At 48.0% G+C, this 13,955-nt stretch carries 12 protein-coding genes and 1 tRNA gene; 7 read left to right on the top strand and 6 right to left on the bottom strand.

The features are described 5' to 3' along the window. The first annotated feature begins 24 nt into the window (after nucleotides 1-24). Genes ABJO30_05725 through ABJO30_05715 form a run of 3 tightly spaced genes read left to right on the top strand, consistent with a single transcriptional unit; the run spans nucleotide 25 to nucleotide 1,095 of the window. Nucleotides 25-642: a ClpXP protease specificity-enhancing factor SspB gene (locus tag ABJO30_05725; protein MEP3232307.1), complete on the top strand. Its 618-nt coding sequence runs from the start codon at nucleotides 25-27 to the stop codon at nucleotides 640-642. A gap of 12 nt (nucleotides 643-654) precedes the next feature. Then, nucleotides 655-849, top strand: coding sequence for a DUF4169 family protein (locus ABJO30_05720; protein ID MEP3232306.1), 195 nt, complete (start codon nucleotides 655-657; stop codon nucleotides 847-849). 12 nt (nucleotides 850-861) lie between these two features. After that, a complete protein-coding gene (locus tag ABJO30_05715) occupies nucleotides 862-1,095 on the top strand; it encodes a ribbon-helix-helix domain-containing protein (protein MEP3232305.1) in 234 nt (77 codons plus the stop codon). Here the strand turns inward: ABJO30_05715 and ABJO30_05710 are convergent. Both ABJO30_05710 and ABJO30_05705 read right to left on the bottom strand, forming a co-directional pair. Beyond that, nucleotides 1,092-4,928 (bottom strand): AsmA family protein, encoded by a 3,837-nt coding sequence (locus ABJO30_05710; protein ID MEP3232304.1) that lies wholly within the window; start codon nucleotides 4,926-4,928, stop codon nucleotides 1,092-1,094. The genes ABJO30_05715 and ABJO30_05710 overlap by 4 nt on opposite strands. Before the next feature lie 160 nt (nucleotides 4,929-5,088). Further along, nucleotides 5,089-6,081 carry an aldo/keto reductase gene (locus tag ABJO30_05705; GenBank protein MEP3232303.1) on the bottom strand — a complete coding sequence of 331 codons (993 nt, stop codon included), beginning with the start codon at nucleotides 6,079-6,081 and terminating at the stop codon, nucleotides 5,089-5,091. A gap of 113 nt (nucleotides 6,082-6,194) precedes the next feature. On the opposite strand from ABJO30_05705, the gene ABJO30_05700 reads away from it, so the two are divergent. Genes ABJO30_05700 through ABJO30_05690 form a run of 3 tightly spaced genes read left to right on the top strand, consistent with a single transcriptional unit; the run spans nucleotide 6,195 to nucleotide 8,745 of the window. Further along, nucleotides 6,195-6,647, top strand: a complete 453-nt coding sequence (locus tag ABJO30_05700; protein MEP3232302.1) for an isoprenylcysteine carboxylmethyltransferase family protein — start codon at nucleotides 6,195-6,197, stop codon at nucleotides 6,645-6,647. 29 nt (nucleotides 6,648-6,676) lie between these two features. Then, nucleotides 6,677-7,984, top strand: a complete 1,308-nt coding sequence (hisD, locus tag ABJO30_05695) for a histidinol dehydrogenase (protein MEP3232301.1) — start codon at nucleotides 6,677-6,679, stop codon at nucleotides 7,982-7,984. Next, a complete protein-coding gene (locus tag ABJO30_05690; protein MEP3232300.1) occupies nucleotides 7,981-8,745 on the top strand; it encodes an SDR family oxidoreductase in 765 nt (254 codons plus the stop codon). Before hisD ends, ABJO30_05690 begins: the two co-directional genes overlap by 4 nt. 17 nt (nucleotides 8,746-8,762) lie before the next feature. Here ABJO30_05690 and ABJO30_05685 read toward each other — a convergent pair whose 3' ends face one another. The 3 genes from ABJO30_05685 to ABJO30_05675 all read right to left on the bottom strand — a co-directional run bounded on the left by ABJO30_05685 (nucleotide 8,763) and on the right by ABJO30_05675 (nucleotide 11,652). After that, nucleotides 8,763-8,912, bottom strand: a complete 150-nt coding sequence (locus ABJO30_05685) for a hypothetical protein (protein MEP3232299.1) — start codon at nucleotides 8,910-8,912, stop codon at nucleotides 8,763-8,765. A gap of 1,130 nt (nucleotides 8,913-10,042) precedes the next feature. Then, nucleotides 10,043-11,338 carry a UDP-N-acetylglucosamine 1-carboxyvinyltransferase gene (gene murA, locus ABJO30_05680; protein MEP3232298.1) on the bottom strand — a complete coding sequence of 432 codons (1,296 nt, stop codon included), beginning with the start codon at nucleotides 11,336-11,338 and terminating at the stop codon, nucleotides 10,043-10,045. A 146-nt stretch (nucleotides 11,339-11,484) separates the two neighbouring features. Beyond that, nucleotides 11,485-11,652, bottom strand: a complete 168-nt coding sequence (locus tag ABJO30_05675; GenBank protein MEP3232297.1) for a hypothetical protein — start codon at nucleotides 11,650-11,652, stop codon at nucleotides 11,485-11,487. 141 nt (nucleotides 11,653-11,793) lie between these two features. Between ABJO30_05675 and ABJO30_05670 the strand changes: the two genes are divergently transcribed. Beyond that, a tRNA-Thr gene (locus tag ABJO30_05670) sits at nucleotides 11,794-11,868 on the top strand. A 93-nt stretch (nucleotides 11,869-11,961) separates the two neighbouring features. On the opposite strand, the gene ABJO30_05665 is transcribed toward ABJO30_05670, so the two are convergent. Beyond that, a complete protein-coding gene (locus ABJO30_05665; GenBank protein ID MEP3232296.1) occupies nucleotides 11,962-13,938 on the bottom strand; it encodes a thiamine pyrophosphate-binding protein in 1,977 nt (658 codons plus the stop codon). Nucleotides 13,939-13,955 lie beyond the last annotated feature (17 nt).

The raw sequence follows: 13,955 nt of genomic DNA, 5'->3' as shown, positions 1-13,955 counted from the left end.
AAACAAATAACCTATGATTGAACGATGGCTGAAGATTTAATTAGATATGATGTGCTAGCTCAAGAAGCGATGCGTGGCGTTGTCAAAAAAGTTTTGACCGAGGTTTTGCGTGTGGGCCTTCCTGGCGAGCACCATTTCTACATCACCTTCAACACGCAAGCGCCTGGCGTACGCATTTCATCGCGTCTGCGTGAACGTTACCCTGAAGAAATGACCATCGTGGTTCAACACCAATTTTGGGACATGGAAGTCAACAGCCAGTCCTTTGAGATTGGTCTTGCCTTCTCCGGTGTTCCAGAGCGGCTCCTTGTACCATTCGGTTCAATCAAAAGCTTTGTTGATCCATCTGTTCAATTCGGCCTGCAATTTGATTTGTTGGAAGACGAGCATATCGACGAAGAATTGACTGAAAATGACGAGAAAACCTCAACGGCCTTAGGCGCCATTGCACCGACAGCTCTTTCTATCGCGGGCCAAGATCTCGATGAAGCCGCTGAGGCTGAAGAAACCACGGAAGCATCCCTTGAGGCGACGCAAGAAGAAGCTTCTTCAAAAGAAAAAGACGCTTCCACTAAAAATGACGGCGAACCAGCATCAGCTGATGTTGTATCGTTAGATGCTTTTCGCAAAAAAGCGGAATAGTGAAGTCGCGCCATGTCAGACGTAATCAATCTTAGACAGGCACGAAAACAGCGTGATCGTGACAACAAAGAAAAAAACAGCGCGGTTAAACGTGTGCAATTTGGCATAAAAAAATCCGAGCGCGACATCGTTGAATTCACACGGAACAAGCTCAATAAAAATCTTGATGGTCACAAGCTCGACAAGCCAGAATCTGAAATAGAATAGGCAGCGCTTGCGATGAAACGCTCCATCACATTAAGTGGCCATCGAACCAGTGTATCTTTGGAAAAACCGTTTTGGGATGCGCTGGGCGCATTAGCTCAAGAACAAAATACAACCCCAACGAACCTGATTGCAGATATCGACAATCAGCGTTTGCCTGATGACAATCTATCGTCGGCAATTCGGGTGCACATCCTCAAAACTTATCAGCAACGAGCTCTAAAAAATACGGAGCACTTAGGCGCTTAGTTGCCAAAGTTTGGACGCAACTCAAGCGGTGCGCTGGCGGCTGGAATATCCGTTCGTGCATCTTCTTCAAGCCGCCGTAATTCTTCATCGATATTGATTGGTTGATTGGCCAGTCTCTCGCGCTCGGCAGCACGGTTGGCAGCGGCTTGAGCTTGGCTGCGCGCCTTCTCTCTCGCCGCACGCTCACGCGCTGCCTGCTCTTCAATCGCCTCAAGACGTAACCGTTCTTGTTCCTCTTCAAGGCGTTGTTGTTCTTCCTCTAACAATCGCTGCTCACGGGCAACCTCAGATGAGACCCAACGGGCATAGCGGGACAAGCGTTGCTTTTCCAAAATATCTGCTTGCAAGATCTCGACACGTTTAACTTCTTGTTCAAAACGACGAACCGTCAAATAGCTGAGCAATGGCTGAAGATCGAGGCTCCTTGCTGGGTTTTCTAAAGCCCCCTCAAACAACACACCAATCTCTGGCGTTGACCCACTAACCGGCGTTTTATCAACCGTTGCTGGATCAACAGATAAAGCCATGCTGCCTTTCATAGTGAGTTCAGGCAGATCAAAACTTGCTGAAACATTAGAGCGCACATCCGCATTATTCAAAGATGTATTAGCAACCCGCGCAACACCAGATGTCATCGTGAATGATGCTTCAGCCTTCTTCACCTCCAAAACGCCTGCATCAAGATGGCTCTCGATAAGAGGGCGCAGGGTTTCATCATCAAGGGTGAGACCATCTTTATCAGCAGCTTCCAAAATCAGACCGAAAGCAGAGGGGTTGATGCGTCTGATCCGACCATCACTTAGGCTCAAAGAACCACCACCGCCAAGCGTATTCACCACGGCGTCTACACTGCGGCCTGTTCCTTCAAATTGAATGGACCCAGATACATCGCCTTCAACCAAAGGGCGCTGGTCGTCTTGCCAAAAAAGATCAGATGCACTGACTTTGGCAAGCTCCATCAAGCCAGACACTGTGACCGCGCCGCCCGCATTTTCAAACCGCATGGAACCACTGATTTCTCCACCGCCAAATTGCGCCTTCAAATCGTTGAAAACTAGGCTATCTTCCCGCAACCGCAGCATGACGCTTGGCTTGTTCAGTTCGATACTCTCACTAATCTCAAAAGCTTGCCCTGATAGTTTGATATCCGCTGAAACCTTTTCAAGATAAGGTTCGTTGAACTGGGCTTGCGACCAATTTGATATGGCGTCACCGTTTTCTTCGTTGGGGTCATCTGCAGCAAGATGCGCTTCTCCAACACCATCAGGTGAGATCGACAAATCGACTGGCGTGATGATTTCACCTGTACCAAGGGCCGAGAGCCAGTTAAGAGATAATTTCTCAACCTGCAAATCACCGTTCCAACGCCACGGTTTGTCAGAATTTAAAGCTTGCCCAACAAAACTAAGCGCACCAGAAACCTCTTGGCCTTCAAGCGAACCTGTTAATTCCTTGAATTCGCCCTTTAGTCCTGCACCTGAGAGCTTTGCAGAAAAGTTGCCTGATGAACCAAGCCCACTTGCAGGCAGCGTGAAGCCGAGCATCTGCAACATCGGCTCAACGTTTTGCCCGTCCAAACTTGCATCCATCTCGTAGCGCGGTGGCTTTGCTTCTTCGAGGAAAACAATACCGTCGGATTTCGTGCGAACCTCTTCAAGCAGAAGGTCCGTTTTAAGCGCGATGCCCGTTGTCCCTTTGCCACGGGCAATAATGTCAATTTCCGCCGGCCCAGATGTGCCCACATCAAACGCTGGCCAACCCAGCTGCTTTAAGAGGGCCGTGCCATCATCATAGGTGGAAACAAAAGAAAGCTCGACATCGCCCTCACGCGCCTTTTGCCAATCACCAACAAACCGCATACCCGCTCGCATGTCGCCAGTACCAAGTGATCCGGTAATCGTTGCCGCAAAATCACTGGCGCTTCGGTCTTGTTTTTGATCGCCAGAAAAATTGACCTGCACATCGAGCGGAACGAAGGCAGAGCCATATCGCTTTAAGTGGTTGAGCATCTCATGATTAGGGAACAAGGCGTCACCCAGTTTGACCAGACCCTTTGTATTATCCGCCTTGATCGATCCTAAAAGTCTGCCAGCAGGATTAGTCAGAACATCTTTGATAGACCCTGAAATATCAATTTCAGCTCCAGCAAACTCTGCAATTTTCAAGGACCCAATATCAATCTCATTATCTGAGATTTTCAAATCAATGAGCGCATTACGACCTTGCACAGCCTGCGTGATCATGGTGTCGGCTTGCAACTTCACCGTCACAACATCTTGCGAGCCGAAGCCAGAAACATTTCCCTCGCCAACAAATAGCGCGGTCAATGCCTGGATTACATCAAGATTAAGGCTCTTTGCAGTTAGGTTGGCATCAAATCTATTTTGGCGTTCTGATACTTTGCTGAACGCCATTTTGCCACCAAGGTCAGAAGGGCCAATTACAGCTTTTAGATCAGATAGGCGAACCGCATTTTCTTCAGCAGAAATTTTGCTTGAAAGCCGAAAATCACGCACACGAAGGCGTCGAACATCATCGCCACTTTTTGGCCGCCACCAGCGCGCTAGCGAAATTGGACGGTCCGAGTTTATTTCCAGATCACCGTCGAGCAAGAATGCATCGCCTGTTTCAACAAGGCCTTCAAATCCAACCCGCGTTGTGCCGGGTAAAATCGCACCGAAATCCTCGATCTTCCAACCTTGCTCATTGGGCGTTGCATCAAAGTGTACAGAGCGCACAACATCACCACCCACAACGACGCCAGGAACATCAAAACTGATCGTACCTGGAATTGGAGGCTTTGGTAGACCACGAATGATATTCATCACGACGGTGCTGGCATCTTGCAGAGAAATTGGCTCTTCGACCCCCTTACCATACGCACGATCAAGATCGATTTGCCGCGAAGAAACAACTGCCTGAAAACGCACATCCCCATCCAAAGGAACACGCAATGATCCGTTCAAACTGAGAGGTGCCTCGCGCGCACCGTCTTCAAAGATTGCTTGGCTTAATAAGAACTTCGTCCGATCTAATTCAAACAGACCAGCTAACTCAAAACGAGAACTTGGTTCGGGGGCATCTTCACCGGTTTTACGTGGTGTGCGGCGAGGACGAACCAGCATACTACCTTTATAGGTTAAACCAGTCGCTTGCTTGCCTGCAGCAGGCAACAACACATCGCCATCAAAAATTCCATCAAGACCAAGGTCTTTAGGCAACAAGGTTGTTTTGACCCGTATTTTATTGTCAGAAAACTTGCCCGTCGCAAGCTTGAAATCAAAAGGATCATCGCCCTGCTTTGCTTGCCCTTCAAGCTTCCATGGACCAATCAACGATTGGGCAGTCACCGTTGCGTCGATGTCTTCAACGGAAAAAGAACGTAGGGTTTTTTGATCGACAAAATAAATCGCTCCACTGCGGATCGCGACAGGACCAAGCTTTACTTGAAACCCCTCATCAAGGCTCGCGCTAGCATTATTCAAAGCCCAGTTTGTTTTGCCATCCGTCCCAACACGAAAACTTGCCTGCGGCGCATCCAGCTCCATGTCGATAACGTTTATTTTTCGACTTAAGAGCGCAATAAGTTCGACCCGAACTTTCAAACGCCCAGCGCTCATCAAAGGCTGTTCGCCTTTTTTACCAACCTCAATATCGGTAAAGGTAAAGGTCGGGATCGGTAGAAACTTCGCGTCCGCTTCCCCCTTCACAGTAACCTTGTGCCCGATCAAAGCACTGGCTTCACGTTCAAAAGTTTCGCGGTGATCTGACCAATCAATAAAAAACGGGACGACAAGCACTGCAACGAGAGCAACGACAATCAAACCGCCAATTGTAATAAATAATTGATTCAGCTAACCATTCCTCGATAAAAATTACTCAGACATATAAACCGCCGCTTACAACTGCCTGATACGAACACTCATGAAAGCAAGCAATTAACTGTGTCGTCAATAAGGATTTTAGCCTAAAGCAATGAATTCTGCGCGAGATTTAACAAAAGCGCTCCGCGCCCGCCAATTGCGCTTGCGAGTAACGATCACCATGCGCAAATCCAACGGGCAAGATTTTCTCGATTGCAGCAAGGTCGTCACTGCTTAAATCAATATCAATGGCGGATACATCATCAGCCAGATTGGTCGGTGAACGTGTGCCCGGTATCGGGATCATGTGCTCCCCCTGCGCTAAAATCCAAGCAATCGCTAAGGCTGGCGTGGTCACGCCCATGGTGCGGGCCAATTCTTTAAACGGCTCGATGGCTTTTGCATTGTAAGAAAAATTAGGCTCCAAAAAACGCGGATTGTTTTTACGGAAATCATCATTGGCAAAACTTGATGGATCAGGCGTCTTTTCCGCAAACACACCGCGCCCCAATGGTGAGAACGGAACAAAGGCAACGTCCAATTCTTTGCAGGTTTGAATAACGCCAAGTTCTGGCATTCTTACCCACAAAGAATATTCACTTTGAACAGCCGCGACAGGACGAACCGCATGGGCGCGTCTCAGCGACCCTGGCGAAATTTCAGAAAATCCAATCCCGCCAATTTTACCCTCATCAACAAACCGCCCCAAGGTATCCATCACCTCTTCAATCGGACGCTCGGCTTCACGACGGTGGATATAATAAAGATCGATATAATCGACACCCAGATGGGTCAGCGTTTTCTCAAGTGATGCCCGCAGATGTTCCGGCGAATTGTTAAAGCCACGAACATTGGTTTCAGGGTCGCGGTAAATACCAACTTTACTGGCAATCTTAAACCTGTTGGGATGGTCTTTGATAAAGCGTCCGATAATCTGCTCTGATAAACCGCCGCCGTAGACATTGGCAGTATCGAGAAAATCCACGCCAAGGTCTAATGCCTTAGAAAGCGTTGCGCGGCTTTCTTCTTCATTGGTCTCGCCATAAGCGCCGGTAATGTTCCAACATCCCAAACCAATCGCGGACACCATTGGTCCGCCCTGCCCTAACTGACGCTTTTTCATGAACTTAAACCCTCCCGTTTATTCAGTTTATACCCTTATCAGCTTTTCCATGACGACCTCCACTGGTTTTTGCGCGAAGTTCGCGATATTGAGAAGGACGAGGAGAAAACATCATGCGTCTAGTCATTCCACCACCCGTTCAAGGGGTTATTGCCGCCGTCTTAATGTGGGCATTTGCTAAATTCGTTCCAGCGCTCAACACACCGTTTAATGGCAGCCTTAAATTAGCAATTGTTGTTGGCGCGTTCGGCCTCGCTATTGAGTTTGCGGCGATGTTCATGTTCTTGCGAGCAAAGACCACCGTTAGCCCACTTTCTCCGCAAAAAACGGAAAGCCTAGTGGTAAGCGGCCTTTATAAATACAGCCGCAACCCCATGTATCTTGGCCTTGCGTTCCTCTTGATTGCCTATGCAGTCTGGCTTTCCAACCCGCTGTCTACCCTTGTGATATTGGGCTTTGTGTGGTGGATCAACAAATTTCAAATTGAGCCAGAAGAAGAAATTCTGCGCGAAAAATTTGGCAATGAATATATTGAATACCACGACCGCGTTGGCCGCTGGTTTTAATTATTTGAGGGCTTTGGGAGGAGACCACCATGATTACTTATCTTAAATCCAGCAAGACAGCGGACGAACGGGCAGAAGATGACGTTGCTGTTCGTGCTGTGGTTGAAGCAACGTTGAAAGACATTGAACAAAACGGCGATCAGGCTGTCCGTGCATTCTCAGAAAAATTTGATAAATACAGTCCGCCGCAATTTCGCCTGACCCAATCAGAAATTGAAGCTGCCATGAGCCGCGTCTCTGACCGCGACATGGAAGACATCAAATTTGCCCAAACCCAAATCCGAACTTTCGCAGAAGCTCAACGTGCCTCCATGACGGATATTGAAGTTGAAACGATGCCGGGCGTAATACTGGGGCATAAGAACATCCCCGTGCAGTCGGTTGGTTGTTATGTGCCAGGCGGTAAATTCCCAATGGTCGCGTCCGCGCATATGTCTGTGCTCACAGCATCGGTCGCTGGTGTGCCTCGTATTGTCGCCTCTGCCCCACCACAAAACGGCGAACCACATCCAGCAATTGTCACCGCGATGCATTTGGGCGGCGCCCATGAAATTTATGTCCTTGGTGGCATTCAAGCGGTTGGTGCAATGGCGCTTGGCACGGAAACAATTGACCCCGTGCACATGCTTGTTGGACCGGGCAATGCCTATGTTGCAGAAGCCAAACGACAACTATTTGGCCGCGTTGGAATTGACCTATTTGCTGGCCCCACAGAAACCATGGTCATCGCTGACGAGACCGTGGACGCTGAGCTTTGCGCAACGGACCTACTTGGACAAGCCGAGCACGGTTACAATTCGCCTGCGGTCCTCCTCACTAATAGCGAAAAACTTGCTCGCGATACGATGGACGAAATCGAGCGCTTGCTGAAAATTCTCCCCACAGCTGAAACAGCCAGTGCTTCTTGGAGAGACTACGGCGAAGTGATCTTATGCGATACCTATGACGAAATGCTTCAAGTAGCAGACGACATTGCCTCCGAACATGTTCAAGTGATGACAGACCGCGATGATTGGTTCTTAGAAAACATGGTGTGCTACGGAGCACTTTTCCTAGGGCCGCGTACCAATGTTGCCAATGGTGACAAGGTTATTGGCACAAACCACACACTGCCTACGAAGAAAGCGGGCCGATACACGGGCGGGCTTTGGGTCGGCAAGTTTTTGAAAACGCACTCCTACCAAAAAGTACTCACCGATGAAGCCGCCACCCAAATGGGTGCCTATTGCTCTAGACTTTGCATGTTAGAAGGTTTTGTTGGACATGCTGAACAAGCCAATGTGCGCCTACGCCGATATGGTGGCCAAAATGTCCCTTATGGAGAAGCCGCGAAATGACCTTACCCAAAACGCCATCTTTCAGATTAGACAACAAACGCGCCCTTATAACAGGTGGTTCTCGCGGCATCGGCCTTGGTGGTGCGGTAGCGCTTGCGGAAGCGGGGGCACATGTTGTCATTACCGCCAGAACGGCGGATGAGGTGAACGCATCGGCTGCTGAAATCAGAGAAGCAGGCTATAACGCGGACGCGGTGGTTTTGGATGTTACCGACCTTGATGCGCTCAATGCTTTCATCAACGATCAAGCACCGTTTGACATTCTGTTTAACAATGCAGGCACCAACAAGCCCACGCCATTCATTGATGTGACACCAGATCAATATGACACGATCTCAAACATCAATTCACGCGCGGCCTTCTTCGTAGCGCAAGCCGTTGTGAAAAAGATGATAGCGGCAGGTAAAGGTGGCTCGATCATTCACACATCTAGTCAAATGGCCCATGTGGGTGGTCTGGATCGCTCTGTCTATTGCCAAACCAAATTTGGCATTGAAGGCTTGACGAAAACCATGGCTCTTGAGTTGGCGGAACATAAAATCAGGGTCAACACCATTTGCCCCACCTTCATTAGAACGCCGATGACGCAATCCACATTTGACGATCCAGAACGCGTTGCTTGGCTCACGTCCAAAATCAAGCTTGGGCGTGTGGGTGAGATTGAAGATATTATGGGTGCCGTGCTCTACCTTGCAAGCGATATGTCAGCGCTCGTTACAGGCTCGTCTTTGTTAGTGGATGGCGGCTGGACCGCTGACTAAGCCTCAGGGGCGAGACCCTAATGCTCGCCAGAGACCCGCTCGATGTTGGCGCTACAGGCAGACAATTTATCTTCCAATTGATCAAAGCCACGATCGAGGTGATAGACGCGATTAACCGTCGTCTCACCTTCAGCAACCAAGCCCTCAATAGCCGAGTGGAAAGCCATGGTGTGATGCTGCTGCTTGATCCATGCATTAAAAATCTAATTGCGGACAGTATCAATTAACGTGACAAGGACCAAAATAGGTAATCTGAGTTTTAAAATTTACTTGAAAATTATATTTTATTTTCGTGCAAGGGTTCTATAACTAAATCAATTGCAATCAGATAAAGTGATTTTTATAATTTTATCCTTCGAAAATTTAAAGTTGGATTGTCAATCACCCATTGATATACGAGACTGGACTCGCATGCTATGCCGATGAAATTTATTGATAAGTATCTATACAATCATTTTTGGGTGATGGAGCCTGTAGATTATAGTGGGATCAAAAATTTTGAAAAAAAATTATGGTTTATGTTATTTTCAATTTATCCAATTATATTTTTTTCATGGTTTTTTATTTTTTTATTTTTGCCAAAAGAGGGCTCAGTTTTTTTATTCAATAAAGTTTTAAATATTCCGGTTTTTGATTTTGGAATAACAAAAAAAATTTTCATATTTTAGTTGAAGCACTTCCGCAACGTGAAATTATTGCGATGAATAAATTTATTTTCAGAAAATTGAATTTTCTTAGTTTGTACGCAAGCACATTAGTTAATTTTTGTTTAATTTTATTTCTTACAAATATAACGGAAATAAAAATATTTGAAAAAAAGGGAAGATATAATAAATTTATATTTATCTTTATTGCTTTTATTTATATTTATTTAACGGCATCTGTTAGGGGTATATACTACGGCCCTTTTTATTATTTTCTTGAATTTATTATGTATCATGGGGGGGTGGCCGCATTTTTCGTTTTATTTTTCATTTTATGTAGAAATTTTATTTGTAAATAAGTTAATTGTTAGGGCGCTGCCACGTTAATTGAGATGTCAACACATGGATCAAGCGGCAGCTCTAGTCACGGCTTTTCACTCGGCCATCGCGGTGAGACGATGAATGTCAGCTTGAAGAGCGTTGTGTTTTGAGCGGGATCGAACGTCCTCTTCGAGGAGCGCGCCATCTTCATCAACGGCACGCCGCAACCAATGTTTCTTACCACCGACGTTTGTAACGAACAGCTACTTAGCTCATGCCGAAGCGTCTAGACCAACCACCATTGCCACTGAACTAATATGACAAAACTGCCCCTAGTGCTCGCCCGAGACTCGCTCAATGTTGGCGCCGCAGGCAGACAATTTATCTTCCAACTGATCAAAGCCACGATCGAGGTGATAAACGCGATTAACCGTCGTCTCACCTTCAGCAACCAAGCCCGCAATAACCAGCGACACCGAAGCCCGAAGGTCGGTTGCCATCACTTCAGCACCGGTCAGCGTATCAACACCTTCAATCGTTGCTACTTGGCCATCAAGCGAGATATTCGCACCGAAGCGGGCGAGTTCTTGAACGTGCATGAAGCGGTTTTCGAAAATTGTCTCGGTGATTTTTGATGTGCCATTTGCCTTCGTCATCAAAGCCATGAATTGAGCTTGAAGGTCGGTTGGGAAACCAGGGAATGGGTCTGTCACCACATCCACAGGCTGAATGCCGCCACCATTGCGGCGCACACGAATGCCTTCTTTGGTTTCAGTAATTTCTGCACCCGTTTGACCCAAAACATCCAATGCATTTTGGAAGAGATCGCCACGTGCGCCTTCTAGCATCACGTCGCCACCCGTCATCGCAACAGCCATGGCATAAGTACCTGCTTCAATGCGATCAGGCAGCACTTGGTGGTGGGCACCGTAAAGCTCGTTCACGCCTTGAATGGTGATCGTTGATGTACCAGCACCAGAGATTTTTGCACCCATTTTAATGAGGCAATCAGCGAGATCTTTTACTTCAGGCTCGCGGGCTGCATTTTCCAATACAGTCTCGCCTTTGGCCAAAGTCGCCGCCATCAACAGCGTATGAGTGGCACCAACTGAAACGGTTGGCATTTCATAACGATTGCCAACAAGCCCACCTTTGGCAGATGCCAATACGTAGCCGTTTTCAATTTCAATATCAGCGCCGAGAGCGCGCAAACCATCAATGAAGAAATCAACAGGCCGCGTACCAATTGCACAACCGCCCGGCAGCGAAATTTTCGCTTCGTGCATCCGCGCTAGGATTGGGCCAATAACCCAAAAGCTGGCCCGCATTTTTGAAACCATATTATAAGGTGCTGTCGTATCCACGATATCCTTCGCGGTGAAGTGCACACGTTGACCTTTCAACATGCCAGCACCTGCGCGTTTACCGTCAATGGAATAGTTCACACCGTGATTAACGAGAATGCGGATCAACTGTTCAACATCGCGAAGGCGCGGGAGATTATCCAGCGTCAACGTACCGTCAGTCAGCAAACTTGCGATCATCAACGGCAAGGCAGCATTTTTAGCGCCAGAAATCGGGATCGTCCCATTAAGCTCATTGCCGCCAACTACACGAATGCTGTCCATTGTCTTCTACCCCGTGATCAACCGCTTCAACTTGCTGGTTGATGTATTTCATTATGGTTTTACTTGTCAGCCAAGCTGCTAACCCATGTTTAAGGGCAGAATCAAGGCATGCTTACGTTTGAGATTAATTTAAGCGGAGAAAGTTACTATTTATTTTTTTTTGGTGGCTGAATTGGCTTTTCACGAAACTTTCGTGCTTCTGCGGTGTCGCCATCACTATGGGACGCTTCACGCGTCTGCACCTTCCGACGTTTTAAGTTTTCACGCAGGGCAGCAGCCAACCGTTTTTCTCGTTCTTGCTTCGTCTCAGCCATGATCTTGATCGAATTTACTGTGAGGTTTGGTATCAAATCCTGCGGCAATAAAGTCAAGTGTAGCGTTTTTGCCAACAACCCACTTGCAACAAGTGCTGCCCTATGGCAAACGAAGCTCAACACCCAACGTGTTTACTATTTGCTGCCGTAGCTCAGGGGTAGAGCACTCCCTTGGTAAGGGAGAGGCCGAGAGTTCAATTCTCTCCGGCAGCACCATTTTCTCTCAACACTTTATGTCTTGTTCTGGTGCGATCAAAACCACACCACTGCGAGGATTGCGCCTGCAGTGATGTGGCTTCATTTCTCAAATTATACCAATTCAGCGTCTGTCACGATCTCAACCAATGATGGTCCATCATAGGCAAGCGCTTCTGCGATTGCTTTTTCGATTTCCGCTGTTTCCGTCACACGGGTTCCGTGGCCGCCGCATAGTCTGGCAAAGGCTGCAAAGGATGGATTGTGGAGATCGGTTGCCCAGACTTCCCATTCACCTGCTTTTTGCTCTTTCGAGATTTTGCCAAGCTCGGAGTTGTTGAGCAGAATATGCGTGATGTTCATGCCGTATTTCACCGCTGTGGTGAAATCCATTGGGTATTGGCCAAAACCACCGTCACCAGAGATTGAGATAACCTTGCGGCCTGCATATTCTTCAAAGTCTTGTGTTGCAGACCATGCGCCTATGGCCGCAGGGAAACCAAAGCCGATTGAGCCAAGGTAACCAGACATCAACACTCGTTGACCTTTGGTTTCAAAATAGCGACCGAAGGAATAAGTATTGTTGCCCACATCACAAGCAATAATCGCATCTTCAGGGCAAAGCTTGGTAAGCGCGTCGAAGATTGAAACTGAATGGATGCCTTTACCGCGGCTTTCATCAAGACGTGTTTGTTTTTCATCACGCCAAATTTTCCAGCGCTCTGCCAATTCTGGCAATTGATCAACAGCTGGTTTGTAGCCTTTAAGTTTCGGCGCGACAGCCTCACAAAAAGCACCCAACTCACCCCATATCGGCAATTCAACCGGATGGAATTTACCAAGCTGCATACGCTCAAAATCGACCTGAATGATCTTCTTGCCTTGCTCGATACCCGTGTGATTAGAGAACGACGTACCAAGGGCAACAATCAAATCAGATTCGTTCATAAACCAACTGGCAATAGGCGTACCCGAGCGACCGATAACGCCAGCAGCATTAGGGTGGCTGTCTGAGATCAAACCTTTGCCTTTAAAGGTAGTAACAACCGGCGCGCCGATTTTTTCTGCAAAGGCAATGATCGCGTCAAGCGCTTCAACAGCACCGTGGCCGATCACAACCATTGGACGTTTGGATTGTTTGATAAGATTGACCGCAGCTGTAACATCTTCATCTACTGGGATGACAACCGGATTGCCCATTCGGCCATCAGACGTACCTGCAGGCGCATCACTTGGGTTGGTTTGAACATCATCTGGGAAAATCAAATGAGCAACATCGCGCTCTACCAATGCCGTCTTACATGCAAGTGACATAAGCTCTGCGTGCTTGGATGTATCAAGAACGGGTTGTGAGAAACGGGATACGGCATCAAAGGCAGATTTCAGATCAATATCCTGAAACGCACCGGGGCCGAACACTTGAGTTTGGACCTGACCCGTAAGTGCCAAGATAGGCGCACGGTCAACTTTAGCGTCCCATAGGCCTGTAATCAGGTTCGTCGCGCCGGGGCCTGCAATCGTCAAACAGGCGGCTGGCTTGTTGGTCAACTTACCATAGGCTGACGCTGCAAAAGCCGCCGCACCTTCGTGGCGAATACCAACAAAGCTCAATTCTCCAGCAATGTCGCGTTGGCGGATGGCTTCTGAAAGACCAAGGTTTGAGTGACCAACCATGCCGAAAACGCGCTTCACGCCCCAGTTGACCATCGTTTCGGCCATTACGTCAGTAACAGTGCGCTCACGAGGTTCTTCTGCCTCAAGGCCGACAAAGATTTCGCCATCGCGAATATCAACGGGATAAAGCTCTTGGCCTGTGTCTTCGTGTCCCCCTGGAGGAGCACCAGTGAGCGGATCGAAGTCCCAGCCGTGCCAAGGACATCTGATCCAGCACTTGCCGTCGACGCCTTTTTCAATGGAGCCTTCGCCGAGCGGGCCATTTTGGTGAGGACAGCGATTGTCCATTGCAGCCCATTGTCCATCAAAGTGGGAGAGGCACATAGAAACCGTTCGGGCTGTCACTGTTTTGACACGCCCCTCGGGAAGGTCTTCCACATGGCCGACGCTGATCCACTCAAGATTTTCTTTATTCATTTTTCGTCTCCGCACAA

The sequence above is a fragment of the Hyphomicrobiales bacterium genome (assembly GCA_039973685.1).
GTDB lineage: Bacteria > Pseudomonadota > Alphaproteobacteria > Rhizobiales > JACESI01 > JACESI01.
This window is presented reverse-complemented; position numbering and strand designations above follow the sequence as displayed.